We start from the raw sequence: 26,816 nt of genomic DNA on the forward strand, positions 1-26,816 counted from the left end.
ATAGCATGACAGAAAAGGATGGACGCGCGGACTTTGACTTTTTCGTTGGCACCTGGAAGGTACACAATCGGCGTCTGAAGGAGCGGCTCAAGGGATCGACGACCTGGGAAGAGTTTGGTGGCACTACGGTAATGCGAAAGATTCTAGGCGGGCTCGGTAACATAGAAGAATTTACGCTTGAGCGCGAGACAGGGCCAGTGTATGGCATGACCTTGCGCTTCTTCAAGCCTGAATCGGGGCAATGGCACATCTATCTAGCCAATAGCGCGAGTGGACTGGACACGCAACCGGCCATCGGCGAATTCAAAGATGGGCGAGGCGAGTTCTATTCGCAAGAATACTTCGAGGGCCGAAGCATATTTTGCCGTGTGATCTGGTCGGAGACCACCACCAGCGCATGCCAATGGGAGCAAGCATTCTCAACCGATGGTGGTAAAACCTGGGAAACCAACTGGATTACCACCTTTGAACGGATCGCCTAAGCTGGTTCATCTTCAATGATTATAAGCAAGAAGTCGTAAGATGTAGCGCGCACTACATTTTACGACTTCTTTCCTCTCCCACGCCTCAAAGGCTCGCTTCATCCCTGGCTTGCGGAACCCAGTCAAGAGCCTTGTCTGGGATGCCATGCTGACCGAGAAACAGGCTGAGTTGGGCCGCATGTTCCTGCACGTGACGCATGCCGCACAACTGGAGCTCTAAGAAGTTTATAGTTGCTCCTCCTGGCCAGGGGAAAGTGAACGGTTGGCGCTTTTTCTCATCGGACAACTCAGCAATCGTGATCTGGCACTTCTTGCGTAACATCACCAGATAGGTGTGGAGTTCATCCTTGGTGTAGGGTTGTTGGGAGATGACATCATCAGATCTCTTATTGAAGGGCGCAGGGGGAGTGAATTCTTCCATTGAGCAACCTGTAAGATGCAGATCAAGCGAACTGAGGGTATGGTAAGTGATCTCCCAGAAAGCTCCATATTCCGGTCCCTCAGGGTCGGTCCAGAGATGCTCCTGCCAGAGCACATCGGGGCAAGCCACCAGTGCGTTTTCAAGCATATCGATAGCTGCGCCGAACTGTCGCCACAGAGCGGTGCGCAATGTCGTCTCCATCGGTTGTTCAGCCATAACGTGTGTTCCTTTCTGCTTCTTTTCCTGCATATTACCATCAAAAGCGGTCATGATCGACCCTGATATCGACTATCTTCTAGAATGCGCCTTTGCCCAATTCGTATGTCCTCCCACCATACGCAAGCTCAAAATTTTGAGCTTGCACCATGCCCTCCTGCGCTATACCCACATGCTTCACCCTTGACACCATGGTAAGTACCATGGTACTCTCTCAATAGAGGTACACCAGCGTAATTACGGTGGTAAGTACTTGAGAAGGAGGGTTGTATGCCGTCCAGTAAAGATCGACAACGGGTCGAAATTCCCAATCATTTCTATGAGCAACTCGCGAAGATCGCCGAGACCGAGGATCGCACAATTACTAGCGTCCTCAACCAGCTACTCTTCCAGGCGTTGCAGAACTATCAGCCGACATGGATACCTAGCAAACATCTCAGCCGCTTTAATGGGCATGCTCAGCATGTGCTCGCCCTCGCCCGCGAGGAGGCGCAGTCCTTCAATCACCAGTTTATCGGAACCGAGCACCTGTTAGCGGGCCTATTGCGAGAGCAGAATGGTCTTGCGGCCCAGGCTCTGGCGAATTTGGGTGTCACACTTGAGCCCGTTCGGGCCGCGATTACAGAGAAAATTAAGCATGGGGGCCAACCCGTCGAGGGGGAAATAGACTATGTGCCCCGCGTTCGCAAAGTGCTCTCACTGGCAATGGATGAAGCGGAGCGCCAGGGCAGCGCCTATGTGCGCACCGAACATATCTTATTGGGAATCGTGCGCGATGGCGGTGGTATCGGCGCGGATATTCTCGACACCTTCGGCGTCTTGGGAAAAGTACGCTCCCAGATTTTCGAGCTTCTTGGCTAGCACTTCATTCACGCAAAAGGTTTCAAAGAGGCACGCATTTAATCTGTACGGAAGGAGTACAAAACATGTCAGAGAACAGCAAAATCTGGACTGGTAAAGCCGCTAGCTACAATCAGGTACGCCCAACTCCACCATCAGCCTTGCTCGATGTGTTGACTCAATTGATTGACTTGCCGCATCCCGCCCTGGTCGTAGACCTGGGGAGCGGAACCGGGATCTCAACCGCCATCTGGGGAGAGAGAGCCGAACAGGTCATCGGGATCGAACCCAACGCCGACATGCGGAAAGAGGCACTTCACAAAATCGAGGGCCATCCCCACGCGGACCATATTCGCTATCAGGAAGGGGTGGCGCATCAGACCGGGCTACCCGATGACTGCGCCGATATCGTCACCGCCGCACAGTCCTTCCACTGGATGGAGCCAACCTCGACCCTGGCTGAAATCGCTCGTATTTTGCGACCCGGTGGCATCTTCGCGGCCTATGACTATGACATGCCACCAGCTATCCATTGGGATCTTGATCGCATCTCCCGTGAAGTTAGTCTACGTTTTGTGGAACTTATAAAGGAGCGCGGACTTCCCCCTGCCTTCAAGCTCTGGTCGAAAGAGCAACACCTCGAAAACATGAGTAAGAGTGGGCATTTCCGCTTCACTCATGCGGTGCTGCTTCATCATGTTGAGCAAGGAGACGCGAGTCGATATCTGGATATGACACGTAGCTCCGCGTTCAGTCAATTCCAATTCACCGATCAAGAGACCGGCTTAGATCGCCTGACCGAAGCCGCGCACAAATATATCGGCACCACACCTGTCCCCTGGTATGTGAGTTACCGCGTCCGTATCGCTGTCAAGTAAGCGCGGCTGAAACAAGGAAGTCCGTCATACAGTCAAGGCATGGCGAACTTCCTTTACATATCTGAGTTACAACACAAAGGGTATGAGCCGCTTCGTGCGCCGCATATACTCCCGATATGGTTGACCTAGATGCTCTTGTAGGACACGCTCTTCAACATAAATACGGTAGCTCAAGCCAATCGACCCACAGCCCATAATTGCCAGCAAGCTCAACCAGTTGGTTGAGCTAAGTCCAAAGCCCAGAAACATGATGAGCAGGCCAGTATAGGCGGGATGACGAATAAGCCTGTAGGGTCCATTCTCTACCACATGCTGATCGGCAACGACCGCTACACTGGGGGTAAAATAACGACCAAGCACTACAACGGCATAAAGTCGGAAAGCAAGACCAGCATAAATCAAGGCGATGCCGAACCAGGCGATCAAATTGATCGCACTCGTAATATTGGTAGCAGGGACAGCAAAAGGCAACCGCAAGCAGAGCAAGATACCAAGTCCGAGCGTGACGCTGACCACCACCCGCGATCCTTTATCCTTGAGGTGAGCGCCCGCATGTACATGTATGAGTTGCCTGATCGCCAAAATCACTTCTATCACCGCCCATAAAACATAGCCGAACAGAAGAACATTCCGAAACAAGAGATTTTGAGCGAAAAGTGGTTGCATATACCCAATCCTGTCAGTTCTTCAAGCATTACTCATTTAGAACGCTATTGACTATAGATGAAGTATAATGCTTGGAGCACACTTTGCCCAGGCATATACACATGTATGTACTCTTGTTTGGATACAACAACAACCCTTCAGAGCCTTTAGTTGCTGGTACTCAAGGATAGCGGGGGAGTACGTCGTTGCGCAAGGTAGCTCTGCAAGCGCTCTTCCCCGCTGGGGCTGACCATAAAGGTCACGAAGTCGCCCACCTGGATCACGCTTCCGCCCCGTGGGAAGAGCTGGTCACCTCCCTGGCGAATCGAGACAACCAGACATTCATGCGGTAACTGGGCCTCGCGCAGAGGAACATCCGCCAGGAGCATACCCGGCTCAACCGTTATCTCCAGCATGACCGTTCCCGTAACCAACCCGCGCATACGCCTGGAAGCCTTCGCCAGTGTTTGACGATAGAGGGTCACAATATCACTCACCGCGAGGATACCAAGGATATTGACATGTCCCGGCAATGACTCCACATCCACGACCGGAGCCCAACTCACACGCTGATTGCTCAAACGCTCAAGCGCTTCATCCAGCGTGGCAACGGGATAGAAGGTCAACGGATCGTGATGCATAGCATCACTCACAAAGCTCTCCTGGCGCTTCTCGATGGGCACGCGCTCAATATCGGCTAGCGTCAGGACACCAACCAGGCAACCCTGCTGATCGATAACGGACGCGCCACTCAATCCCTTCTCCGTCAATGTGCTCGCCGCCCGTGAGAGCGCCTCGCCAGGCGCGAACTGGAGTGTGAGCGGTTTCATTGCCTGACGTACATTCAGTGTTGAGAGGAGAGGGAAAGACATTTGCAGGCGGTGCGCGGGGGAATCGGCCCGTGTCGGAAGCTGACTGGTATACATCGTCGTCTCGCCTACAAGGATGCTGGCGATACCAACGGCGATCATCGCTGGCGCGAGCATCGAGAGATTCCCTGTCATCTCCGCGACCATCAGCATGACCGCAAGGGGGGCGTGCGCAACCCCACCGAAAAGGGCCATCATACCTACAATCACGAAAGGCGCAGGTGTCGCGGGTACTCCGGGCACTACCCCATAGCAGAGTCGCCAGAAGCACGCTCCCACCATGCCGCCAATGACCATACCGGGACCGAAGATGCCACCAGAGCCACCAGAGCCAATCGAAAGTCCAGTTGTAATAATTTTGGCGAAGGGCAAAAGCAGAATAACCCAGAGAGGTAACCCCATAAGGCCGGGACCCATGCTCACCTGTACCCAGCCATAACCCATACCAAGCGCCTGTGGAAGGACTAGTCCAATCAAGCCAACAAGCAAGCCGCCAATACCCGGCCTGACCCAGCGAGGAAGCGGGAGGCGATGAAAGATATGTGTGATGCCATAGAAGCCGCGTGCGTAGCCAATGCCCAGCAAGCCGCAAAGGATACCCAGAACCACATAGAAGAGGAGTTGCAATGGCTGAGTAAAGGCCAGATCAGCGGGTACAGTGAAGATTGGATTCCAGCCCGACCATGCTCCGAAGACACTATATCCAACAATAGAAGCCATGAGAGCCGGAATGATGGCCTCGACCTCAAGATCATCTTTGTAGAGAATCTCGGCGGCAAGGATTGCCCCCCCAAGGGGCGCGCGGAAGATGGCTCCGATCCCGGCACCAATACCTGTCGCGAGCGCCAGGCGACGATCCTGTACATCCAGGCGAAGCACAGTCGCCAGAATAGAGCCAAAGCCCGCGCTAATCTGGGCCGCTGGTCCCTCACGTCCAGCCGAGCCCCCCGAACCAATCGTTATCGCCGAAGCAACCAGCTTGACCAGGGGGATGCGCGCTCGAATCTCCTTCCCCTCATGGAAGGCCGCAATCGCGGCATCAGTCCCATGTCCCTCAGCCTCGGGAGCCAGACTAAAGACAATGATACCCGAGACCAGACCACCCAGGGTCGTAATTAATGGCAAGAGCCAGGGACGCGCGGACGCCCAGAAGTTCATGACTCCCTGTTGCGCGCCCTCTCCGCCTGGACTGGGTGGAAGATAACCGACTATCCGCCCAAGAAAGAGGTCAGTCGTGTAGTTGATCGCGGCATAAAAGGCAATCGCGCCTAACCCCGCGACCAGGCCAATGAGCGTACTGATAAGCAGCCATTTGAGCAGATAGCGAGGGCTCTCGAAGCTACGCGCGTTGCGCCTGATATGAAAGAGTCTTTTCAGAAATGTAACAGGGACAGACGAGTTCATAGCTTGTATCAGAACCTCCAATTCATTGTAACAGTTTTGCGCCTAAATCATGAGTGGGCGGTCAGCCAATAAAAGGTAAAAAAAAGAGCAGCGACTCCACTAGCTCGTTGCTGAGACCGCAATACCACGAAGTACCATATCCGTGACAAGGTGAGCCTGACGCGCAACAGCCTGCTCTGATTGACCCAGCACATTTGCGGAGAGAATATATGATTCGGTGAGTGAGTGTATCATCAGCGCCGTCGCCTCGATATCAGAGCACCGAATCTCACCACGCGCCTGACTCTGCTCCAGAGTAAGCGCGATAGTCGCCAGATAATCGCGCAGAAGCTTAGTTGCCTCAGCCTGGAAAGCGCGGTTAACTCCATAGAGGGCGCTCATATAGACGTTAAAGCTATCGCTCTCGTCCCGCGCGAGGCGAGCAAAGGCGAGGAAGAGGCGCTCCAGGCGTTGCTGGATCGTGCCATCAATCGCCAGGGCAGCGCGAATCGCTAACAGGTGATCCTGAGCGATATAGCGCAGCATCGCTAGAAAAAGTTCGCGCTTATTCTCAAAATACAGATAGATTGTGCCCTTACCAATGCCAGCCTGCTCGGCAATAATATTAATATTGGCCTGATCAAAGCCCAGGCGCGCGAACTCGCTTGCCGCCTGACGCAAGATGCGACGTCGTGTCGCCTCACGTGTCTGCTCATCGACAACTTTAGGCATCGGGGCACTCCTTACTTCTCTCAACGTTTTTCCTGGGCAACCAGTCATTTATATAACTTTTTCAGTATAGGCTATCATAATCTTACCTGTCAAGGCACCCCTGAGAGTCAAATTATGCGCATAGGATCTTGACGCGCTGAACTCATTGCGGGTACGATCATGCTTGGTCGCTATATAAAAGGGTGATATCAATGCCACAAGAGAACTTACATAAACTGAATGACCTGAGCGCAATCGCGAGAATCGCAAAGCGTGTGTTCCCTTCTTCATCTTGCTCCATAGAGCGCGTGGAAGAGGGAGTATCCACCTTTGTTTATCGCATCATTCATGGTAGGGAGACATTTTATCTACGCATACTTCCAGAAGAGGGGCAGAGCTTCGCACCTGAAATAGCAGTACATGAGCGCCTGCGTGCGCTTGGTGTCAGGGTGCCAGAAATAATCTACTTCGAGCATTGTGAGGCACAACTTCAGCGCTCAATCATGGTCGTCAGCGAGATCAAGGGGAAACCTCTTAGCCAATCGCCTGAGCTAAATCAATCAGAGCAAGAGTCTATAGCACGCGAGGGTGGACGCGATCTAGCCCGCATTAATAGCGTGCTGGTCGAGGGTTTCGGCTGGATTGCTCGGGACGATCCACATCCAGGCTCGCTACGTGGCGAGCATCAGATGCACAGCGCCTTTGCCTTGGAATATTGGGAGGCAGACCTGGCCTTCCTGGCAGAACAGTTCCTGCCCATAGATGACATTGAGCGCCTCAATCTGGTACGAACGCGCTATGCGTCCTGGCTAGATATTCCCCAGGCTCATCTAGCACACGGCGACCTGGACGCGACCCATATCTTCCAGCATGAGGGACACTATAGCGGTATTATCGACTTCGGCGAGATCCGAGGCACTAGCCCATGGTATGATCTTGGGCATTTCTCCATGCGCGATGGGGAACGGCTACCGTTCCGCCTTACACCTGCCCTCATGCACGGTTATGCCGACCTGGCACCTCTCCCCGCATCTATCGAACAGTATATATGTCTTGAGAGCTTGCTTATTAATGTGCGAGCACTCGCCAGGAGCTTGCGTAAGCGCCCTCTTGACCGCTATACCCACCATCAGATAATGGTACTAAACACAGATCTTGAAACCCTTCTTCGCTCATAAATTAAACGAGTCTGTAGCCTGCACCGCACAAATTCACAAATTATTGAAACGCCATATTCACAAATAATACCTTTTAGACAGATTGCTCTTGTAAATCCTAATGCTATATATTATACTTTTAAAACAAGCGTCTTCTCATTCTACACTGCCTGATCCTGAATATCGGGCCATCTTCCCGACTGGAAGCATGCAGGAGCGCTCCACAGGTGACACCTACTGACTCCCCCTGGAGGGTTGTCTTGTGCTGGTTGGAAGTAGAGGTTGTGAGATGAAAGGAGACTACTCTCTCATGCAGCAACATATACCCCGTCATTCCCGTTATGGGATTGTTCCACCGTACATTTTGTACTCCATCGCGAATCGGGGCACGCGAACGCAGCGTCAGCACGCTCTCAGGGCCCTGCAAGTCGCGCTCAGCACTCATCCCACGAGACAGGCAGCGGGGCGGAGGCGAAGCATTCAGAGGACTCAGTCCCCCACACCCAGGCGCACCATCTATGATGCTCACCATAGCGGTCGCCTGCCGGGGAAGATTGTACGTAAGGAAGGGCAGGCCATAGGAAGCGATAGCGCGACCAATGAGGCGTATGATGGTCTGGGCTGGTCTTATAGGCTCTATCAACAGAAATTTGGGCGCAACTCCATCGATAATCAAGGTCAAACGCTCAAAGCGACGGTCCACTATAGCTCGGATTACAATAACGCCTTCTGGGATGAGAGAAGTAAACGGGTGGTCTTTGGAGATGGCGACGGCGATCTCTTCCGCCGCTTTACGGTCGCCATCGAGGTGATTGGTCATGAATTGACGCATGGTATCACGGCCTATGAGGCTGATCTAGACTACAAGGGACAATCAGGCGCTCTTAACGAATCGATTTCCGATGTCTTTGGCTCACTTATCAAACAGTTTTCGCGAGGTCAAACCGCCGATCAGGCCGACTGGCTGATCGGGGAGGGGCTCTTTACCCACAAGGTGCAGGGGGTCGCGCTCCGCTCCTTGAAAGCACCCGGTACAGCCTACAATGATCCCATACTAGGACAGGACCCTCAGCCCGCGACGATGGATGGCTATATCGAGATTGAGGACGATGATGGAGGGGTGCATACCAACTCAGGCATTCCAAATCACGCCTTCTATCTGGTCGCGACGGCTCTGGGGGGCTATGCCTGGGAGAAAGCCGGACACATCTGGTACAAGGCGATGACAGATTCGGCAATGGGTCCACAAACAACCTTTAAGGACTTTGCCAATCTCACACTCAAACAAGCCGAACGCCTCCAAGGCGATGAAGGTAAAGAGCGAGAAGCCGTCCAACAAGCCTGGGAAGCCGTCAAGGTTCTTCCTCACAAACACACCTCCAACGAGGAGAGCGCCGCCGACTGAGAAGAAGAATGCCGCAATATGCAGTCGCTACTAAAGTGTACGCGACTACATTTCGTTGGTTTACGTTTTGAGGGAAGAGGCTTCTTCATACGCAGACGCTCCGCTTTCGCGAGCGTGCAGGGAGGGAGGGACGGCAAGCCCTCCCTTTCCCCAAAAAGCAGGGAGTGGAAGCGCAGACATTAAAGCTTCTGCGCTTCCACTCCCTAAAGAAGTATTAGGCGAACTAGTAGCGGTCGCGATACCCACCGCCGCCATTCGAGCGGCGATCACGGCCACCACCCTGGTAACCACCACCAGAACCGGGGGCGCGGCGCTCACGGGCCTCGTTAACAGTAATGGTGCGTGAACCAAGCGTCGTACCATTCAGCTGCTCAATCGCGGCGCGAGCCTCTTCGTCGCTGCTCATCTCAACAAAGCCGAAGCCTTTGCTGCGGCCAGTGTCGCGGTCAATGATAACCGTGGCGAAGGTAACCTGGCCAATCTGCTCAAAAAGCTGAGTCAGATCTTGCTCGGTTGTCTGATAAGGGATGCCCCCAACGTAAATTCTCATCTTTGTCTGCTCCTGTGCTGACATCTCTCAACGAATTGACGCTCGTGGAAACCAATTCTCACAGGAGCGATACAATTTCTCTCTGATGCCATACGATACTAAAAACATACTATAGAGACAGTTTATTCCCTCCGCACTCTTTCGTCAAGGCCAATTTTTGCGTATTTCAGCGCTTTCGTAAAAGTCGAATCCTTCGCTTTATACACACGTTGAAAGACTGGATCTGCTTGCACTCCATCAGGTAAAATGTGCATACACTATATATACATTTTGTGATTTTGTTGCACCTACACATTTCATATGCTATAGTTGATATCAGAATGTAACTGTTTCTTCTGCGCATGTCATCTGGATTCAGGAATCCTATCCGAAGATCGGTCCTTTTCGGGTCATGGAACCACTGTCGTGGCTGGCGCGAACTCCTTCTATGAGATTCAGAGCTCGGCAGCACTCGTCACTAATGGCTTTCGTTTCAACCTGGATAGGCTCTGTTGTTCGGTAGGAAGGCTTCGGAGTGTCAACCGGTGGTGGTTGAACATGTTGTAAGTTGAAAGGAGACACTCTTCTCATGAATCAGCATTTCCCACGGCACATCCATAGCATCATTCCCCCCCACATCCTCTCGTCCATCGCGGAGCGCGGTTCCAGCGAGCAGCGCCTACGAGCATTACGGGCTCTGGCATTCGATCAGTCCGTCCGGGCTGCGCGCGCTTCTAACCCCGGTCTCATGCGGTTAATCCCAAATCAACAGTGTGAGGATACCCCTGGCACGACTCCTACTCCCCATCGTTCGATTTATGACGCCCAACAATCGACTGACCTGCCCGGTAAGCTCGTCCGGGGTGAACAGCAGCCCGCCAACAAGGATGTCGCGGTCAATGAAGCCTACGATGGCCTCGGCTGGACCTTCAACTTGTTTCAGAAATGCTATAACCGCAACTCCATCGACAACAAAGGTCTTCCACTCAATGCCTCCGTTCACTACAGCAAACAGTACGACAATGCCTTCTGGGATGGTGAACGTATGGTCTTTGGGGATGGCGATAAAGATCAGTTCAACCGCTTTACCATCGCCATCGAAGTCATCGGGCATGAACTAACTCATGGTGTGACCGATAACGAGGCCAATCTGAACTACGAAGGGCAGCCAGGCGCGCTCAATGAGTCCATCTCCGATGTCTTCGGCTCACTCGTCAAGCAGTTCTCTCTTCAGCAGACAGCCGATCAGGCCGACTGGCTTATTGGTAAGGGTCTGTTTACGAGCAAGGTTCATGGGAAAGCACTGCGCTCAATGAAGGCCCCTGGTACGGCTTACGATGATCCCATTCTGGGCAAGGACCCTCAACCAGCGACGATGGATGGCTATGTTGACTCCGAGGATGATAATGGAGGTGTACACATAAATTCGGGGATTCCTAACCACGCCTTTTACCTGGCTGCGACCGCTATCGGTGGCTTTGCATGGGAGAAGGCTGGGCGCGTGTGGTATGAGACGCTACGCGATTCATCTCTGAAGCCGACATCCAAATTCAGTGATTTCGCGAATCTGACGGTCAAACAGGCTGAGAAGCTCTACGGTACCAATAGTCCGGAACAGCAGGCAATCCAGAAGGCCTGGGAGACAGTGAAGGTGTTCAAAGCAAAAGTTACTCATCCACCAACACGTATGCCTATCGAAACATCGTCTGTCCCCGAGACGACACCAGAGGAGACACAGGAGGAACATCCTCATGAAAGTGACGCTGCGGACTGAAGGTGGTCTTGCCTACTTTCCAGGACTCACGCGACCTCGCGTTCTGGATAGCACGGCACTCACCTCTCAGGAAGCTCACGAGCTTGAACACTTGCTCGCGAATGCACACATCTTCGACCGCTCGAATATGGTCAAGATTCCGTCACAAGGAGCGGATCGGAAGCGCTATACACTTATGATTGACGATGGAACTTGTCAGTATACTCTGCGCGTGTGCGATCCCGTACAGGATCAGCATGTACAGGAACTACTGGCTTTCCTCAATCGCCACCTCAATGAATAGCTCAGGTGTGTGCTCAATATTCACTTTCCAGGCTCCTGGTACCTACTCCTTTCTGAGCACCTGAGCGCATTTGCGCTAGTCGCGAGAGCGACGTTGGTGCTTGGAACATGTGGACGCGCTCAGAGGGTCGATAAGGTGACCGCACTAGCCGTAACCCATGTGGGGCACCACAGCACGTTGGTTTTCGCGTAAGACCATAGCAGGCAGATAGACGCGTGAGCCTTCAGTCATATGGAAGCTCACGCGCCTTTGCGTATTATCTATCGCAATACACCAAACTCCTACATATGTAGGCGCTCAGCTTTAGCAAGCGCTTTACACCTTACTACGTCGGTGATCGTCTGCGCAGGCTGAAGCTCTGCGCCTACATATAGGGGTTTATTGTACCTGTAACGCCGCTCCATATGTTGACGCTCCGCTGTAGCGAGCACTATCTTCACTATAACAAAGTGCCGCTGAGCACCGTCACTGCCTGACCTCCAAGCAGAACGCGATCACCATCATGACGAACTCGCACGATTCCGCCGCGCGCTGACGCCTGATAGCCTGTCAGTTGTTCTCGGCCCAGGCGCTTGCTCCAGAAGGGGCTGAGGACGCAATGCGCGGAACCAGTAACAGGGTCCTCGTTGATGCCGACGCTGGGACAGAAGAAGCGTGAAACGAAGTTATACTCTGAATCGGAGTTGGTCGCGGGAGCGGTAACGATCACGCCTCGCGCCGGGACCGTCGCCAGTCGCTGAAAGTCGGGCTGGATGCCACGCACAGCCTCTTCTGATTCAAGCTCGACAATGTAATCGAGCTGGCTCTTGCCAATGTAGCGGGGAGTTGTCCCAAGGCTCTCGGCGAAGACTGGCAGATTCTCGGCTTCTTCCTCTGGCTTGGCGGGGAAGTTGAGTTCAATCCACTCGCCATCACGCCTCGCCGTTAAGGCTCCACCACGTGTATAGAAGCGAGCCTCGGTATCGAGTGGCAGATAGCCTTGCTCCCAGAGCGTATGGGCGCTGGCAAGCGTACCATGTCCGCATAGTTCAAGCTCGACTTTCGCCGAGAACCAGCGCAAGCGGTAGCCGTCATTCTCGGGAAGTAGAAAGGCCGTCGCGGCCTGATTCATCTCGCTGGCGACGCGCTGCAACCAGGCATCCTCGCGAGAGCCATCCAATATACAGACAGCGGCGGCGTTTCCCGCGAAGGGCTTGTGGGTAAAGGCATCTACAAAAAATACTGGTAAGCTCATAACCAGTGACCTCCTTGTAATACTGAACACGCTTCGAGAGCCTGACCGAACCCATTCCATCACCTATTACGCTCTCATTGTAGAGGAAAGAGCATGACTCTGCTACAGCCATTCGCGCCGCGATCAAGAGCCAATGATGAGTCTTGCCGTTCGCGTTGCCAGCTACGTATGCTACACTATGCTTATATACTTCTCGTCTGGTAGGTCGCAAGGCTTGGGCAATGTCGCCTGAGCGTAGCTCGCACGCAAGAAGGATTAGTACGATGGACGCACTGAAGCACACCTCGACAGCCACTACGCCTGGACGCGCCACGCATACAGTACAGAATCAGCCCCCGCCACTTAGCGAGTACAATCTTTTTAATCTTGATACGGCCTTGCGCGATGGCATCGAGCGCGAGGGTGCCTCCTGGGCGCGCGCGAGCCTGGACGCGCTAGGAAAACGCCTCGGCAGCGCGGAGGTTATTCAGTGGGGCTTTGAGGCTAATGAGAATCCTCCTACGCTCCATACCCATGACCGCTTTGGCAACCGCGTTGACGAGGTAACGTTTCATCCGGCTTGGCACAACATCATGCGCGAGGCGGTTTCCTGGGGCGCGCACGCTCTCTCCTGGCGTGAGGACCAGCCCGGCAGCCAGGTAGCCCGTGCCGCTGGCTTCTTCCTCCTGACCCAGATTGAGGCAGGGCATAGCTGTCCTATTTCGATGACCCATGCCGCCATCCCTGTCTTAAAGCGACATGCCGCCTCCTGGCTCCCACCACTGCTCTCCCTCGCGTATGATTTTGGTCTGCGCCCACTCGCGGAGAAGCGCGGGGGACTGTGTGGTATGGGAATGACGGAGAAGCAAGGCGGCTCAGATGTGCGTATGAATACTACACGGGCCGTCCCTGCCACCGACCTGGGTACGGGGGCCTATCTGTTAACCGGGCATAAGTGGTTCTGTTCGGCTCCCATGTGCGACCTCTTCCTGGTGCTGGCTCAAGCTCCCAGCGGGCTCTCCTGCTTCCTCCTACCACGCGTACTGCCCGATGGGACGCGCAACACGTTCGCTATCCAGCGGCTCAAGGACAAGCTTGGCAATCGCTCCAACGCCTCTAGCGAGGTCGAGTTCGCGGATACAGTGGCTTTTCTGCTTGGTGAGGAGGGGCAGGGCGTGCGCACGATCATTGAGATGGTCAATCATACGCGCCTGGACTGCGTGCTGGGAAGCGCGGCTATGATGCGGCAGGCTCTCACGCAGGCGCTACACCACGCTCACTACCGCAACGCCTTCGGCAAGTCACTGCTCACCCAACCCTTGATGCGTAACGTGCTCGCGGACCTCGCGCTTGAGGTCGAGGCGGCGATCATGCTAGCCCTGCGTTTGGCTCGCGCCTGTGAGCAGGCTCCAAGCAATGAACATGAGGAGCATATCAAGCGCCTGGGAACGGCGGTAGGTAAATACTGGGTGACGAAGCGCGGACCGGCACATGTGGCGGAAGCCCTGGAATGCCTGGGCGGCAATGGCTATGTCGAGGAATGCATCATGCCGCGCCTCTACCGCGAGATGCCACTCAATTCGATCTGGGAGGGCTCGGGGAATGTAAACTGCCTGGACGTTCTGCGCGCTCTGGCAAAGCAACCCCAGGTACTCGCAAGCTACTTCAAGGAGATTGAGTCCGCACGCGGCGCGAACACACATCTTGACTCCGCCGCTCAGGATCTTCAGCGCCAACTCGCGAACCAGGAGAATATCGAGTGGCACGCGCGCTTCCTGGTCGAGCGCCTCGCCCTGGTCCTACAGGGGGCGCTCATGGTTCAGCACGCACCGTCAGCGCTCGCCGACGCCTTCTGCCTCTCGCGACTCGGAGGCGAATGGGGCCGCGCCTTCGGCACGCTCCCACCCACCACCGACGCCGAAGCGATCCTGGCACGCTCGCTTCCTGGGATAGGATAAATCAGGCGCATAGCATCGCATATGAAGAGACCTTCGTATGCGATGTTCTTAAGCAAATGGCTTTAGACTATACCGCGCTCAAAATTACATGCTTTTAAAGATGATTTCTTCTACCTCGAACTCTATGTTGCTACTTCTCAGGTAGCTTATAATCTCGCATAGTAGCTCCACCACAATGTTCCTTAACTGTTGGGTGTCATAGCTGGCATCGCCAGTGACAAAGCTTCCGAGGAGCTGAAAAGATGGGAAATTGATGGGGAGTTTTAGCGCTTGTTCGGGTAAAGCCACCGCGCTGGTAAAATAGGTTTTGTTGACTATGCCAAGAAAAATAGCTAGCTTGGTGAAGAGATGGTAGGCGTTGTAATGGACGCGCCCCCTGTCGCCAGTGTCGGTTGTGTTAATAAACTTGTTGCACTCCTCAAAGATCTCCTCTACAAATACTTGCCTCACATAGGGCGCGAAGTCGTTCTGGATAAATTTCTGAAAGATTCCTTTGTAGGAGGCAAAGATTCCCTGTTTGTCATATAGAGGGACTGCGGTCACAAATTTACCTGCCAGGAAGGGCCAGCGCATATGTACAGTTGTCATCTTGCCAAGCACTATATCCTGGCTAAAGATGTCAACGGCGTACTTCAGGCCATCAACTATAGCATTAAAATCATCCGCGACTCCCTGACCCTGCTGGACGACAGCTATCATATCAAGGTCAGAGAAGTCCTTATCTTCTCCGCGTGCAACCGAGCCAAAAACGGCGACCGCCAGTAGGTCATTCTCATAGCGTTCTTTTAACTTTTCTACTATCTTTTGCGCAAGTTGTAAGCGGGCTTCTCGCGTCTTTTTCACGGGATACTGCATAGTAACATCTTCCTTGTGTCACAAATTATAGTGAGTTTCAATAGATTATAGCAATTTTTGGCGAGACAACGGTTTGCGGTGAAGTGAATAGTTCTGTATATATGGCGCGCCCGGTCCCGCTTGAGGGTAAATGGTGATAAGATGAGGGCATACAATCCCAGGGCAGTCAAATATGAGTTTCATATAAGGCGGATCATAAGTAATGACAATAGATAATAAGGATAAAGTGCATAAGGATATGCTCTCCCCAGCGTCTCTGGGCTTTCTGCGCGTAGCTGCTATCTCACCAGAGTTACAGGTTGCTCATGTTGAGTATAATACGCGCGCGATCATCGACGCCATGCGGCAGGCGGCGGCTCGCGGTTGCCAGCTAGCCCTGTTCCCCGAACTCTGCATCACAGGATATACCTGCGCTGATTTGTTCTATCAGGCGCTCTTGCTCCAGCAGACGAGAGAGGCTTTGCTCTCGATTGCGCAGGCCACAAAAGAGTTTCAGATCGCGGCGGTGGTTGGTCTGCCTCTGGAAGTTGGCGGCAAGCTCTACAACTGTGCCGCCTTTATGAATGAGGGCGAGGTACTTGGGATTGTGCCCAAGACATATTTACCCACGACCAATGAATATTACGAGGAGCGCTGGTTTAGCTCATCGCGAGATTGCCCCCTGCGTGAAATTCAACTGAATGGCAAAACGCTCCCCTTTGGGGCGGACCTCCTCTTCTCGGCAAGTAATTTCCCTTCGTGTACTCTGGGAATTGAGATATGCGAGGATCTCTGGGCGGTCGAGCCTCCAAGCGGCGGCATGGCCTTAGCCGGGGCGACAGTCATCTTGAATCCCTCCGCGAGTGACGAAATCCTGGGCAAGGACGCATATCGACGGGCGTTGGTGCAGCAGCAGGCGGCCCGTTGTCTGGCGGCTTACCTCTACGCTGGCGCGGGTCCAGGTGAATCTACCACGGATATTGTGTTCGACGGTCATAGCATGATCTGCGAAAATGGCGTAGTGCTGGCTGAAACAGAGCGCTTCGACTTCTCTACACAGATCGCGATTGCCGATATTGATGTAGCACGTATGGCTCATGAGCGCGTGAGGAATAGCAGTTTCTCTTCCGCTCTTCCCAAACAGGCATACAGGACCATTCAGTTCAGTATGCCCAATCAGATCGTAGAGAGCGAGCAACTGGAACTCATTCGTCCCGACCTCTCGCCAACACCGTTTGTCCCTTACGATCCGACGCAGCGCGCGAAGCATTGCCAGGAAATCTTTCACTTGCAATCTATCGGGCTGGCAAAGCGGCTCAAGCAGACGGGCATTACGCGCGTCACAATTGCGCTTTCTGGTGGTCTCGACTCAACACTGGCCCTCCTGGTCATTCAACAAGCCTTTGAAAAACTCGGGCTCCCGCTTGATGGCGTCCTGGCGATTACCATGCCGGGCTTTGGCACGACGAGCCGCACCCTTAACAACGCCGAACAGTTGGCGAAGTCGCTTGGAATCACGCTGCGAAATATTCCTATTCGCGAGGCGGTCCTACAACATTTCAAGGATATTGGACATGACGTCGATGTTCACGATGTGACCTATGAGAACGCGCAAGCCAGGGAGCGAACCCAGATCGCGATGGACATGGCGAACCAGATAGGTGGCATCATGGTGGGGACCGGGGACCTCTCAGAGTTGGCACTCGGCTGGTGTACTTACAATGCCGATCATATGTCTATGTACCACGTGAATGCTGGAGTGCCGAAGACGCTGGTGCGCTACCTCATCGAGTGGTGCGCGGAGAGCGTGTACGCAGGGACGACCGCCGAGGTCTTGCACGATATCAGCGCTACGCCCATCAGTCCTGAGTTGCTCCCCCTGGGTGAGAACGAGGCATTACTACAGGAAACGGAGGCGACCATCGGGCCATACGTGCTGCATGACTTCTTCCTCTACTACGCGGTACGCCATGCCTTCGCGCCGAGCAAAATCTTCTGGCTTGCCTGCCAGGTCTTCGAGACGCACCACACGCCCGATGAGATCTTGCGCTGGCTACGAACATTCTATCAGCGCTTCTTCGCCTCGCAATTTAAACGCTCCGCGATGCCCGATAGCCCAAAGGTAGGATCGGTCGCGCTCTCGCCTAGAGGAGACTGGCGGATGCCTAGTGACGCGAGTAGTGCCCTCTGGCTACAAGAGCTCGACACCCTGGCGAAGAGCATTGTGGAAGAGGCAGGACAAAAATAACACCGCTGGCAGTGCCTATGCCAGATGCGGCTTGCCAAGCCCCCTCCTTGACAGAAACAATAAATTAGTTTACACTTAAACCATCAAGGATAGGGGGTAAGGCATGAAGCATGAACTCAATCTTGGTGTCAGAACATGGCTGCATCTTAACCGCGTCAGGTTTAAGGTAGAACAACACCTTAGTAAGCATTTGGATCAGTATGACCTCACACCAGCACAATTTGGGGTGCTAGCTCATCTTCAGGCATATCCTGATATCTCGCAGCAACGGTTAGCTGATCTGCTGTTTGTCACGAAGGGAAACATTGTCGGACTGCTTAACCGTTTGGAGTGTCGGGATTTAGTTCAACGACGACCAGACCCTCAAGATGGCCGGATGCATGTGGTCTCTTTGACAGAACGTGGCAGGGCTCTTACCGCGCAGGTGGTTCCAGAGCAGGAGCGATTGGTTGCTCTGCATATGGCGTTCTCAACGCCTGAAGATCAGCACGATCTTCACCAGTTGTTGCATGCCCTTGATCGGAAGCTTGGACCCGATTAAATTTTTTTGCCCAACTGGTTTACAGTTAAACGAATTTAGTAAAAAACCATAATTCCGGTGATATCCGCTTTAAAATGTTTCTTAGAGCAAAGGTCGCCTTTCTATAAAGAGAGGCCCTTTGCTGTAATCAGTAAAGGAATAAAGATATGAGCCATTCTCAGTTGGTGCCAAATCAGGAATTCGGTTATCTCGCGCCTCAGGAGCGCATAGCGAGGACCGCCGAGGCCCTTACAGCCAACGGTATGAAAGCCTTCGTGGTCGCGAACGCTGTGGAGGCACGCAAAAAGGTTTTTGAACTGATTCCTAATGGTGCTGAAGTTTTCAATGCCACATCTCGAACGCTTGAACAGATTGGCGTTGATAAGGAGATCGAGTCATCCGGTCGCTATCATGTCGTGCGCAATCGCCTGGTTGAGTTAGATGAGGAAGGACAAGAACGCGCCAAACGTCAGTTAGGCGCCGCCCCGGATGTGCTTATATCCAGCGTACATGCAGTCACAGAGCAGGGCCAGTTACTAGTTGCTTCCATGAGCGGAAGCCAGCTTGCCTCTGGTGTGTCTGGTGCCGCGAAGGTCATCTATGTGGTTGGCACCCAAAAGCTGGTTGGAAACCTCAATGAAGGCTTCCGCCGCGTGTATGAATACACATTGCCACTTGAAAATGAGCGGGCTCTAGCCGCCTATGGAGTCAATAGCTCGGTGAACAAATTGATGATCATCAATCGCGAAATTTTCCCTGAACGCATCTCTGTCATTCTTGTCAATGAGAACCTTGGCTTCTAAGCCATCTCATATAGTGCTTCTTAACCAATTGCCATGTCATACCTAAGACATGGCAATTGGAAGAGAGATTAACTCTTGGAGATGCTTTTCGTTGGCACACCAACTACTAACGAGTTGGAAGCGCTTAACTGACATCTTGTCGTAAGAGCCAGCGCCACCTCTCATGAAGGCAGTGCTGGCTACACTGGAGGTTTCTATTGATGACAACCACTGCTTTGCCACAGGCACGGCTGCCGCGAATCGCTGTGCTTGGGGCAGGTCACGTCGGCCCGGTCATCGCGCGGATCGCCATCGAGGCAGGTTACAAGGTATCTATCGCGGCCTCAGGTAATCCTGATGAGATCGAGCTGATCGCGCAAGTGTTGGCGCCAGGAGCCGAGCCACGCTGGATAGCGGACGCTATTAAGGAGGCGGACATTGTTGTGCTAGCGATTCCGCTTCACAGGTTCACGACGCTCGATCCTTCTCTGTTGGACCATAAGCTCGTCGTCGATGTGATGAATTACTGGCCTCCTGTCGATGGCGTTCAGGAGTTGTTTGAGGATGACCAATATAGTAGCAGCGAAATAGTTCAACGTAGGCTTACAGGTTCAACAGTCGTCAAAACCCTTAATCACATTGGCTACCATGAGCTAGCGGACGAGCGCCGTCCGGAAGGTTCGCCGGAACGTCGCGCGCTCGGGGTGGCTGGCGACGATCCACACGCTGTAGATATGGTGGCGGAATTCATCGAGCACATAGGATACGATGCCGTGCGCTTTGAGCGCCTGCGCATGGGTCGCCTGTTTGAACCAGGAGGTCCCGTCTTCGGAGCGTCGTTACACCGCGCCGAGTTTGAGTTAGCTGTCCGCGCTGAGGCTGTGTAGATAAAGCTCGGACCATTTCAGAAGGAGAATATAGTTATGACAACTACGCAGCCCAATGCTGAATCAGATAAATTCCCACTTGCCTTTGGTCTTCATACCTTCGGTGATGTCATGCATGATGAGGAGGATCACCCACTCTCGCATGCTCAAACGATTCGCAAAATCGTCGAACAGGGGGTCCTTGCGGATCAGGTTGGTCTGGAATTCTTCGGCATTGGCGAACATCATACCGATGATATACCGATGCCAGCGGGAGATGTGGTACTGAGCGCGATTGCAGCACAGACCTCTCACATCCATCTCGGGCCAGCCGTTATCGTATTGAGCTCAGATGATCCAGTCCGAGTCTTTCAGCGCTACTCAACCCTCAATGCTGTCTCTAATGGACGAGTAGAGGTCATCATTGGTCGAGGCTCCAGTATCGATTCATTTCCGCTCTTCGGCTATGACCTTGCCGATTATGAGCTTCTCTTTGAGGAAAAGACCGCTCTCTTCGCTGAAATCGTCAAAGGTGGTCCGGTTACCTGGGAGGGAGAGACGCGCGCGTCGCTTCATAACCAGGATATCGTGCCGCACACTGAATCTGGACCGCTTCCAGTGTGGATCGGTGTCGGCGGAAGCCCGCAGTCGGTTATCCGCGCCGCGCGCTACGGCTTCTCCTTGATGCTGGCTATCATTGGCGGCAATCCAGTGCGCTTCGCCCCTTTCTCACAACTATTCCGGCAAGCCCTGGAACGTTTTGAGCGCCCTCTGTTGCCAGTGGGGATACACTCGCCGGGACATGTCGACGTGAGCGACGAGAAGGCTCGTGAAGCGTTCTGGCCGCGCTACCTGGAAGTCATGCGCCACTATAGCAAGACACGCGGATTCGCCATCCCAACCAAGGAATCATTTCTGCATGAAATTGGGCCACATGGGGCGCTCTATGTGGGCTCGCCAGAAACCGTTGCCCAGAAGATCGCGAAGACACTCACGGCTCTTGGCGCAAACCGCTTCGATCTGAAGTACGGTATGGGTGCCCTCACGCATAAGGACATTATGACCAATATCGAACTATACGGGACACAAGTGGTCCCCCGCGTGCGCGAACTCCTGGCGGAAGAGGAAGGTAAGCGCTCTGCCCCCAGGAGTAAGGCGCGGACTGAAACCCGCGCCAAGAAGCAGGAAGGAACGCACAAGCGATAGATGGCTAGAACTCCTCCTCTTCTATGCTCGCAGATCGTAGGGACGGGGATCAAAGCGGCGAGTCCGATGGCGAAACTCGAAGGTGAAGCCGGGCCAGATAGTGGTGTTGCGTCCACGCGCGTCGAGATACCAGCTTTTACAACCAGAAGACCAGATGGTCCCTTGCATCCGCCTCTGCATCTCCTCGTTGTAGCGCTCCTCGCTTCCGGGCCGGATCTCGACCTCTCGCGCGGACCTACGCCTCATCGAGCGCAGGCAACCCAGGATATAGGAAATCTGCGACTCAATCATGTATACCATTGAGTTATGACCCAGGCCGGTATTGGGTCCAATGAGCAGGAACATATTGGGGAAACCCGCCACACTCGTCCCCAGATAAGCATGCGTCCCCTCGCGCCATGCCTCCGCCAGCGCCAGCCCATCGCGCCCGTGGATGTGGCGCGCGAATTCCGTATCGGTGACGTGGAAGCCAGTTCCGCAGATGATGGTATCCACCTCATGCTCGATGCCATCAGAGGTGACGATACTATGCGCACGCACCTCGCGAATCCCCTCCGTCACAACCTCAATATTAGGCTGGTTGAGGGCTCGATAGAAATCGTCTGAGAGGAGGATGCGTTTACACCCCATGGCGTAGCGCGGCGTAAGCTTCTCGCGCAGCGCCGGATCGAGTATTGAGCGCTCAAGGTAGCGGCTGGCGATGTCCGCGCCCGACTTCAGGGCATCCTGCCTGTAGACCATACCTAGCGCTGTAAGCTCGCGTTCCCAGTACATGCGAGTGCGTACCAGACGTTGTGCCAGGGGTAAGATACGGAAGAGTCTTTGCTGCCAGGCAGGGATATCGTGGTCCATGCGCGGCAGAACCCAGGGGGGAGTGCGTTGGAAGAGGGTCAGGTGCGCCACCTGGGGCTGGATGCGTGGTACAAATTGGATCGCCGAAGCTCCGGTCCCGATCACGCCTACGCGCTTGCCTGCCAGGTCATAATCATGTCGCCAGCGCGCGGAATGGAAGAGCGTCCCCTTGAAGTCCTCGATCCCTGAAATTTGAGGTAGGGATGGCTCACAAAGCGGCCCATTTCCTAAAATAAGTATATCCGCCGTAAGCTCGCGACCCGAGGTCTGGATATGCCAGCGCCGCTCCTCCTCGCTCCATGAGGCGTCGAGCAGTTCACTTTCCCACCAGATATGCGGCAGAATGCCAAAGCGCTTAGCGCAAGCGCGCAAGTAATCGCGAATCTCGCTCTGTGGAGAATACATACGGCTCCAGCGCGGATTGAGCGCGAAGGAGAAGGAGTACAGATGGGAAGGAATATCGCATGCGCAGCCCGGATAGGTATTATCGCGCCACGTCCCGCCGATATCGCTGGCACGCTCGATAACCACAAAATCATCTTCGCCGCTCCGCTTGAGGCGAATTGCCATCCCCAGGCCCGAGAAGCCCGTCCCCAGGATCGCCACGCGCATATGCGCAACACGCGTACCATCCTCACTCTCGCGTAAGGTTTCCTCAGGGGCTGACTCTCCCACACCATTAGAACGTCTCTTGCGTGCGTCTTTGCTCGCGAACACCTGGAACATATCCTCTTGCCTCCAAGCTTGACTGCTGACCTGTCAAACGCGTTCTCAAGGCAAGTATACCATACAGCCGAGGGCAATTGCGTTATCTATATTCGCGCGGGGAGAGGAGAGATAGAAGAAGATATGATGGGAGAAGAGAAGCTACCGTGGGAGCGCGGGCGGATGTTTAATTCCGCTCGCGCTCCAGTATGCGCAGTGCTGTGCTCCTGAGGGGTCAGGAGCCGGTGATCATCTTGAGGCCTCCGGGCAGGTCCAGGTCCGCCTCAGAGTCGCAGCAGGTGGTCTCGCCACCTTTGAGGTGCTTGCAGTCTGTGTGAGCACCAATGCTGCACGGAGAGCAGGGAACCTGCTGGTTGACGAGGACCCCCTTCGGGGACTCCATCGACACGTGGGTCAGGTGGCCCTTCCCGAACTTGTCAGTCGGTTTCAGGGAAGCGCACATCGCACTCCCCTCCTTCCACTAATTGGAGCGTATCTAACACTGAGCAATCGGTAGAGTCATTCCCTTCAAGATGCGAAGGGAGGTTCATCATTCGAGGCAATGACTAATATGCCTTATGGTTCCGCCTATCCTCCGCGAAGTCTCAGCGAGCAAGATCACGGGGAACACACGGGGATGAACCAGACCCGGCCACCTGCAAGCCTGCATAATAAGGCTCGCACTTACGTTGGTGACAGACCGATAAATACATCTCATATTATACATTCATTACGGCTTTTAAAGCAAGCAAATAGGTGCATAGTTCAAGAGGAGAAAGATCGGCAAACTTTTGTTTTCGTGTATTCTCCCCAGTAGTACCTATTGCCCCCTACCCACTCGTTCTCGCTCATATTCTTGACGTTTTTTCTCCGAGAGCTATACACTGAAGAAGTTCTATTTACGCCAATTGCATTTACTATATTTATGGAAGGATCTTCTGTGTTATCTCCTATAGATCGTTTAACTATCATCTATGAAAACCTCCAACAATTCTCTCGCCCCTTCTGGACTCTCATCTCTGGTTCCTTTATTAATCGCGCGGGGGAATTTATTATGCCCTTTATCGCGCTCTACCTGACCTCGGAGCGCCATTTCACAATTAGCGAAGCGACACTTGCAATCTCATTGATGGGGCTGGGTTCACTGATGGCGGGGATCTGTGGCGGCATGATGGCAGATTTCCTGGGTCGGCGCGTAACCATCCTTGTGAGCTTGTTTTCGTCGGCGGGGCTGATGCTGGCACTGGGCCTCGCTGGGAGCCTGCCTCTGATTATCGCATTGGCGATCCTCTATGAGCTGTTCAGTAATCTATCACTACCCGCGACTACGGCAGCAGTCGCGGATATGGCACCACGCGGTAAGCTTTCTGAGACATATAGTCTGCATTACTGGGCGAATAACGTTGGCTCGGCTATCGGTCCTGTCATCGCGGGTGTGCTCGCGCCAATCTCATATCCGCTGCTCTTCCTTGGGGATTCTCTAACGACGTTCTTGTTCGGTATCATGGTCTGGTTTGGTGTACCTGAGACGCGCCTTCCTCGCAAGGCGAAAGCCGAAGCCAGTCGCGAGGAGCCTCTACACCTCCTCCACGCTCTGAAAGACCCCTGGCTCTGGAGCTATTCCTTGTTGGGATTGCTCTTCGAGGCTGTCTACTTTCAACATGTCACCACCCTGCCTCTTGATATGCTGGCGCACGGACTCAACCCGCTAGCCTATGGCTCAGTGATGGCGCTCAACGCGGTGCTGGCGGTCGCTGTGAGCCTCCCCCTTACAAGTTTCTTCAATCGTCGCTCACTCAATACATCGGTCGCAATCGCGGCGATCTGTCTTGGTGTAGGGATGAGCATCTTTAGCTGGTGGACATCCTATTTTGGCTATCTCGTCGGTGTGCTCATCTGGACGCTTGGCGAAATCCTCTACGACCCAATCTCCAACGCACTCATCACAGACATCGCGCCGAAGCACCTGCGCGGGACCTATCAAGGCATCTTCCAGACCGTACGCTCTGGCGCACTTGTGATTGGACCAGTGCTCGGCGGCTTCGCGCTACAATCCCTGGGCTCAGCCATCTTCTGGCAATGCTGCTTCGTCGTCGGACTCTTCGTCGCGGCAGGCTGCTTCGTCCTGGGTCGCATTCGCCGTACATTCAATGCGCGCCTGCCCCTCGCCACTCTTCCTATTGAAGCAACAGCCGGAGAGTAAGATCGAGACATGCGGATTCACAGAGCAAAAAGGTGAGCGGCCCGGTACAGGTACCGGGCCGCTCACGCAGACGAACACTCTCTCACTTGGCATCGCGCTCGCGTGGCCCAAACTTCAGCCGCACGATCCCAACGCCGAGCGCCCCGAGAGCCGCACCGCCGAGTTCGGTAGCAGTCACCCCCACTTCGGGAATGAGCATACCCGCGATCCAGCCGCTGACGCCCCATCCACCGGTGTTGATCAGCGCGTAGACGGAACTGACGCGCCCACATAAGGCGTCGGGAGTCTTGTGCTGTAGGAACACCTTCGTGCGCATGGTAGTGACGTCCAGAAGGAGAAACAAAGCAATCACAGCCAGAGCCTCCCACCACATGGGAAGCACCAGACCGTAGACCGCGCTGGCCCCACAGAACAGGAGCCAGCCAGACCCCTGCCGGAACCACCGCATCGCGAAGCAGGCCAGCAACGACCCCACAGCCTGAGCGGCGTACAGGACCGTATATGCCTTGCCCCCGTGCATCTCCTGCACGATGACCGGCATCGACGCGCCCACAGTGCCAAGCGCAAACGTCGTCACACAGAACAGGGTGAGCTCGCGCGCCGCCGAGTCCTTGAGGTGCTCGACGGCGTCGACCAGGGATTTGATCTGCTGCCACATCCCAAGGAGCGTGAGCCGCTCCTCATTCCTGGCGACCGGGTACTCACGCCCATACGGGCCGCGCCAGATCAACCAGAGGATCGGCACGAAGCTTGCCGCGTTCAACACGAAGACCCAGAACCAGTCGCCCTGGGACGCGAAGAGCCCGGTGAGCGCGCTCGCCAGCACCCAGGTCACCTGGCTTGCCTTGGCGTCGAAGGTCAGTGCGTCCTTTCGGTTCGGCTCCTTGTCGTCGGAGGCCAGCGCGTCCTCCCAACTCGGCTCCTTGCAGCCGGAGTTCGGCGCGTCCTCCTGGTCCGGGTTCTTCCATCCGACCAGCATCTCACCGACATAGCCTCTCTGCGCGCCCTGGTTGAACGCGCGCAACACGCTCGTCAGAGCGATGCTCACGTAGAGCGACCAGACCGGAACGACCTGGAAGCCCACCAGGACAGACATCACCGCCGCCAGCAGCAGCATCTGAAACTGCGTGACGAGCATGACCGTCCGGCGCGGATAGTGGTCGGCGATGACGCCTCCCCACAGCCCGAGAATGGCCTGCGGGATGCTCCCCAGAAGCAGGGAGACACCCAGCGAGACCGCGCTGCCCGTCAGCTCGTGCACGATCAGACCCATTGCCACAATCTGAACCCACGAACACATGTTGGATGGTTGCTGGAAGATTTGGTAGAGCGTGAAGATGCGGTCCTGCCTCAGGACCGGAAACAGGGATTTCACAACCCTGTATCCCTTCTCTCGGCGTTCGATTGGGAAAGTGCTCGTTGTGTCACACATGAATATGCCCGGTGCTACTGCTGCTCTGCCTCCCGGCAAGGAAGCGCGAGCCGATGACTCAAGCAGGCAATCTTACCAGGGAGCACGCGCGAGCGCATGCCTTCAACTTCATTGTGATGTCACTCCTCGACCATGTAAGCGGCCGCGAAGCGACAAATTAGGATAATATCAAGTATATCGGTATGCCAGTTCAGAAGCAAGAATACTAGGGTTAATATAGGGACAGTTTTTATATTTCCAACACATGAGTACGGTAGCGCTTACAGTGTGTTGGCTTGTACAAATCTTCCTTTGAAGACATTCCGTTCTCTCTACTTTCTCAATAATTCTGCGCATCTATATATAAAAACAACGAAGCAATTGCAATCGGCGCTTCATCATTACTATATATGGATATTACATTA

At 54.2% G+C, this 26,816-nt stretch carries 24 protein-coding genes; 15 read left to right on the forward strand and 9 right to left on the reverse strand.

The genetic code is table 11. The annotated features are described in order from the left end of the window. Positions 1–5: 5 nt before the first annotated feature. On the forward strand, positions 6–482 hold the full coding sequence (locus tag K3T82_RS29780) for a hypothetical protein (RefSeq protein WP_220197149.1): 477 nt from the start codon (positions 6–8) through the stop codon (positions 480–482). An 85-nt stretch (positions 483–567) separates the two neighbouring features. Here the strand turns inward: K3T82_RS29780 and K3T82_RS29785 are convergent, their stop codons facing one another. After that, positions 568–1,119 carry a DinB family protein gene (locus K3T82_RS29785; RefSeq protein WP_220197150.1) on the reverse strand — a complete coding sequence of 184 codons (552 nt, stop codon included), beginning with the start codon at positions 1,117–1,119 and terminating at the stop codon, positions 568–570. A 270-nt stretch (positions 1,120–1,389) separates the two neighbouring features. On the opposite strand from K3T82_RS29785, the gene K3T82_RS29790 reads away from it, so the two are divergent. Then, the gene (locus tag K3T82_RS29790; RefSeq protein WP_220197151.1) at positions 1,390–1,980 is read left to right on the forward strand and encodes a Clp protease N-terminal domain-containing protein; all 591 of its coding nucleotides are present in this window, start codon (positions 1,390–1,392) and stop codon (positions 1,978–1,980) included. A 65-nt stretch (positions 1,981–2,045) separates the two neighbouring features. Beyond that, entirely contained in the window at positions 2,046–2,837 is a 792-nt protein-coding gene (locus K3T82_RS29795) for a class I SAM-dependent methyltransferase (protein WP_220197152.1), read from the forward strand. 66 nt (positions 2,838–2,903) lie between these two features. On the opposite strand, the gene K3T82_RS29800 is transcribed toward K3T82_RS29795, so the two are convergent. The 3 genes from K3T82_RS29800 to K3T82_RS29810 all read right to left on the reverse strand — a co-directional run bounded on the left by K3T82_RS29800 (position 2,904) and on the right by K3T82_RS29810 (position 6,466). Continuing rightward, positions 2,904–3,503, reverse strand: coding sequence for a methyltransferase family protein (locus K3T82_RS29800; protein ID WP_220197153.1), 600 nt, complete (start codon positions 3,501–3,503; stop codon positions 2,904–2,906). Positions 3,504–3,649: 146 nt separating this feature from the next. Continuing rightward, positions 3,650–5,755, reverse strand: coding sequence for a chloride channel protein (locus K3T82_RS29805; RefSeq protein ID WP_220197154.1), 2,106 nt, complete (start codon positions 5,753–5,755; stop codon positions 3,650–3,652). 99 nt (positions 5,756–5,854) lie between these two features. Beyond that, positions 5,855–6,466, reverse strand: coding sequence for a TetR/AcrR family transcriptional regulator (locus K3T82_RS29810; RefSeq protein ID WP_220197155.1), 612 nt, complete (start codon positions 6,464–6,466; stop codon positions 5,855–5,857). A gap of 191 nt (positions 6,467–6,657) precedes the next feature. On the opposite strand from K3T82_RS29810, the gene K3T82_RS29815 reads away from it, so the two are divergent. Both K3T82_RS29815 and K3T82_RS29820 read left to right on the forward strand, forming a co-directional pair. Beyond that, complete coding sequence (locus K3T82_RS29815; RefSeq protein ID WP_220197156.1) at positions 6,658–7,623, forward strand: aminoglycoside phosphotransferase family protein; 966 nt, start codon at positions 6,658–6,660, stop codon at positions 7,621–7,623. Positions 7,624–7,912: 289 nt separating this feature from the next. Continuing rightward, positions 7,913–9,007, forward strand: a complete 1,095-nt coding sequence (locus K3T82_RS29820) for a M4 family metallopeptidase (RefSeq protein WP_220197157.1) — start codon at positions 7,913–7,915, stop codon at positions 9,005–9,007. Between the two features lie 223 nt (positions 9,008–9,230). On the opposite strand, the gene K3T82_RS29825 is transcribed toward K3T82_RS29820, so the two are convergent. Then, on the reverse strand, positions 9,231–9,557 hold the full coding sequence (locus tag K3T82_RS29825) for an RNA recognition motif domain-containing protein (RefSeq protein ID WP_220197158.1): 327 nt from the start codon (positions 9,555–9,557) through the stop codon (positions 9,231–9,233). A gap of 568 nt (positions 9,558–10,125) precedes the next feature. On the opposite strand from K3T82_RS29825, the gene K3T82_RS29830 reads away from it, so the two are divergent. Beyond that, on the forward strand, positions 10,126–11,310 hold the full coding sequence (locus tag K3T82_RS29830; RefSeq protein ID WP_220197159.1) for a M4 family metallopeptidase: 1,185 nt from the start codon (positions 10,126–10,128) through the stop codon (positions 11,308–11,310). Then, positions 11,288–11,593 (forward strand): protealysin inhibitor emfourin, encoded by a 306-nt coding sequence (locus K3T82_RS29835; protein ID WP_220197160.1) that lies wholly within the window; start codon positions 11,288–11,290, stop codon positions 11,591–11,593. Before K3T82_RS29830 ends, K3T82_RS29835 begins: the two co-directional genes overlap by 23 nt. Before the next feature lie 439 nt (positions 11,594–12,032). Here the strand turns inward: K3T82_RS29835 and K3T82_RS29840 are convergent, their stop codons facing one another. Further along, complete coding sequence (locus K3T82_RS29840; RefSeq protein ID WP_220197161.1) at positions 12,033–12,827, reverse strand: PhzF family phenazine biosynthesis protein; 795 nt, start codon at positions 12,825–12,827, stop codon at positions 12,033–12,035. A 263-nt stretch (positions 12,828–13,090) separates the two neighbouring features. Between K3T82_RS29840 and K3T82_RS29845 the strand changes: the two genes are divergently transcribed. Continuing rightward, positions 13,091–14,764 carry an isovaleryl-CoA dehydrogenase gene (locus tag K3T82_RS29845; protein WP_220197162.1) on the forward strand — a complete coding sequence of 558 codons (1,674 nt, stop codon included), beginning with the start codon at positions 13,091–13,093 and terminating at the stop codon, positions 14,762–14,764. An 84-nt stretch (positions 14,765–14,848) separates the two neighbouring features. Here the strand turns inward: K3T82_RS29845 and K3T82_RS29850 are convergent, their stop codons facing one another. Continuing rightward, positions 14,849–15,619, reverse strand: coding sequence for a kanamycin nucleotidyltransferase C-terminal domain-containing protein (locus K3T82_RS29850; protein WP_220197163.1), 771 nt, complete (start codon positions 15,617–15,619; stop codon positions 14,849–14,851). 202 nt (positions 15,620–15,821) lie between these two features. On the opposite strand from K3T82_RS29850, the gene K3T82_RS29855 reads away from it, so the two are divergent. The 5 genes from K3T82_RS29855 to K3T82_RS29875 all read left to right on the forward strand — a co-directional run bounded on the left by K3T82_RS29855 (position 15,822) and on the right by K3T82_RS29875 (position 21,220). Next, positions 15,822–17,846 carry an NAD(+) synthase gene (locus K3T82_RS29855; RefSeq protein ID WP_220197164.1) on the forward strand — a complete coding sequence of 675 codons (2,025 nt, stop codon included), beginning with the start codon at positions 15,822–15,824 and terminating at the stop codon, positions 17,844–17,846. 103 nt (positions 17,847–17,949) lie between these two features. Continuing rightward, entirely contained in the window at positions 17,950–18,387 is a 438-nt protein-coding gene (locus K3T82_RS29860) for a MarR family winged helix-turn-helix transcriptional regulator (RefSeq protein WP_220197165.1), read from the forward strand. Positions 18,388–18,533: 146 nt separating this feature from the next. Beyond that, a complete protein-coding gene (locus tag K3T82_RS29865) occupies positions 18,534–19,169 on the forward strand; it encodes an LUD domain-containing protein (protein ID WP_220197166.1) in 636 nt (211 codons plus the stop codon). A 200-nt stretch (positions 19,170–19,369) separates the two neighbouring features. After that, entirely contained in the window at positions 19,370–20,035 is a 666-nt protein-coding gene (locus tag K3T82_RS29870) for an NADPH-dependent F420 reductase (protein ID WP_236031638.1), read from the forward strand. 36 nt (positions 20,036–20,071) lie between these two features. Continuing rightward, the gene (locus K3T82_RS29875; protein WP_220197168.1) at positions 20,072–21,220 is read left to right on the forward strand and encodes an LLM class flavin-dependent oxidoreductase; all 1,149 of its coding nucleotides are present in this window, start codon (positions 20,072–20,074) and stop codon (positions 21,218–21,220) included. Between the two features lie 21 nt (positions 21,221–21,241). On the opposite strand, the gene K3T82_RS29880 is transcribed toward K3T82_RS29875, so the two are convergent. After that, on the reverse strand, positions 21,242–22,798 hold the full coding sequence (locus tag K3T82_RS29880; RefSeq protein WP_220197169.1) for a flavin-containing monooxygenase: 1,557 nt from the start codon (positions 22,796–22,798) through the stop codon (positions 21,242–21,244). A gap of 313 nt (positions 22,799–23,111) precedes the next feature. On the opposite strand from K3T82_RS29880, the gene K3T82_RS29885 reads away from it, so the two are divergent. Both K3T82_RS29885 and K3T82_RS29890 read left to right on the forward strand, forming a co-directional pair. Then, positions 23,112–23,294, forward strand: coding sequence for a hypothetical protein (locus tag K3T82_RS29885; RefSeq protein ID WP_220197170.1), 183 nt, complete (start codon positions 23,112–23,114; stop codon positions 23,292–23,294). A gap of 423 nt (positions 23,295–23,717) precedes the next feature. Continuing rightward, entirely contained in the window at positions 23,718–24,980 is a 1,263-nt protein-coding gene (locus K3T82_RS29890; protein WP_220197171.1) for an MDR family MFS transporter, read from the forward strand. An 82-nt stretch (positions 24,981–25,062) separates the two neighbouring features. Here the strand turns inward: K3T82_RS29890 and K3T82_RS29895 are convergent, their stop codons facing one another. Then, a complete protein-coding gene (locus K3T82_RS29895; RefSeq protein WP_307811229.1) occupies positions 25,063–26,412 on the reverse strand; it encodes an MFS transporter in 1,350 nt (449 codons plus the stop codon). Positions 26,413–26,816: the final 404 nt, after the last annotated feature.

Source organism: Ktedonospora formicarum (assembly GCF_016587355.1).
Classification (GTDB): domain Bacteria; phylum Chloroflexota; class Ktedonobacteria; order Ktedonobacterales; family Ktedonobacteraceae; genus Ktedonobacter; species Ktedonobacter formicarum.

Coding starts and splice junctions, on each gene's coding strand:
- K3T82_RS29780 (WP_220197149.1), top strand. CDS start 6: ATGACAGAAAAGGATGGACGCGCGGACTTTGACTTTTTCGTTGGCACC.
- K3T82_RS29785 (WP_220197150.1), bottom strand. CDS start 1,119: ATGGCTGAACAACCGATGGAGACGACATTGCGCACCGCTCTGTGGCGA.
- K3T82_RS29790 (WP_220197151.1), top strand. CDS start 1,390: ATGCCGTCCAGTAAAGATCGACAACGGGTCGAAATTCCCAATCATTTC.
- K3T82_RS29795 (WP_220197152.1), top strand. CDS start 2,046: ATGTCAGAGAACAGCAAAATCTGGACTGGTAAAGCCGCTAGCTACAAT.
- K3T82_RS29800 (WP_220197153.1), bottom strand. CDS start 3,503: ATGCAACCACTTTTCGCTCAAAATCTCTTGTTTCGGAATGTTCTTCTG.
- K3T82_RS29805 (WP_220197154.1), bottom strand. CDS start 5,755: ATGAACTCGTCTGTCCCTGTTACATTTCTGAAAAGACTCTTTCATATC.
- K3T82_RS29810 (WP_220197155.1), bottom strand. CDS start 6,466: ATGCCTAAAGTTGTCGATGAGCAGACACGTGAGGCGACACGACGTCGC.
- K3T82_RS29815 (WP_220197156.1), top strand. CDS start 6,658: ATGCCACAAGAGAACTTACATAAACTGAATGACCTGAGCGCAATCGCG.
- K3T82_RS29820 (WP_220197157.1), top strand. CDS start 7,913: ATGCAGCAACATATACCCCGTCATTCCCGTTATGGGATTGTTCCACCG.
- K3T82_RS29825 (WP_220197158.1), bottom strand. CDS start 9,557: ATGAGAATTTACGTTGGGGGCATCCCTTATCAGACAACCGAGCAAGAT.
- K3T82_RS29830 (WP_220197159.1), top strand. CDS start 10,126: ATGAATCAGCATTTCCCACGGCACATCCATAGCATCATTCCCCCCCAC.
- K3T82_RS29835 (WP_220197160.1), top strand. CDS start 11,288: ATGAAAGTGACGCTGCGGACTGAAGGTGGTCTTGCCTACTTTCCAGGA.
- K3T82_RS29840 (WP_220197161.1), bottom strand. CDS start 12,827: ATGAGCTTACCAGTATTTTTTGTAGATGCCTTTACCCACAAGCCCTTC.
- K3T82_RS29845 (WP_220197162.1), top strand. CDS start 13,091: ATGGACGCACTGAAGCACACCTCGACAGCCACTACGCCTGGACGCGCC.
- K3T82_RS29850 (WP_220197163.1), bottom strand. CDS start 15,619: ATGCAGTATCCCGTGAAAAAGACGCGAGAAGCCCGCTTACAACTTGCG.
- K3T82_RS29855 (WP_220197164.1), top strand. CDS start 15,822: ATGACAATAGATAATAAGGATAAAGTGCATAAGGATATGCTCTCCCCA.
- K3T82_RS29860 (WP_220197165.1), top strand. CDS start 17,950: ATGAAGCATGAACTCAATCTTGGTGTCAGAACATGGCTGCATCTTAAC.
- K3T82_RS29865 (WP_220197166.1), top strand. CDS start 18,534: ATGAGCCATTCTCAGTTGGTGCCAAATCAGGAATTCGGTTATCTCGCG.
- K3T82_RS29870 (WP_236031638.1), top strand. CDS start 19,370: ATGACAACCACTGCTTTGCCACAGGCACGGCTGCCGCGAATCGCTGTG.
- K3T82_RS29875 (WP_220197168.1), top strand. CDS start 20,072: ATGACAACTACGCAGCCCAATGCTGAATCAGATAAATTCCCACTTGCC.
- K3T82_RS29880 (WP_220197169.1), bottom strand. CDS start 22,798: ATGTTCCAGGTGTTCGCGAGCAAAGACGCACGCAAGAGACGTTCTAAT.
- K3T82_RS29895 (WP_307811229.1), bottom strand. CDS start 26,412: ATGTGTGACACAACGAGCACTTTCCCAATCGAACGCCGAGAGAAGGGA.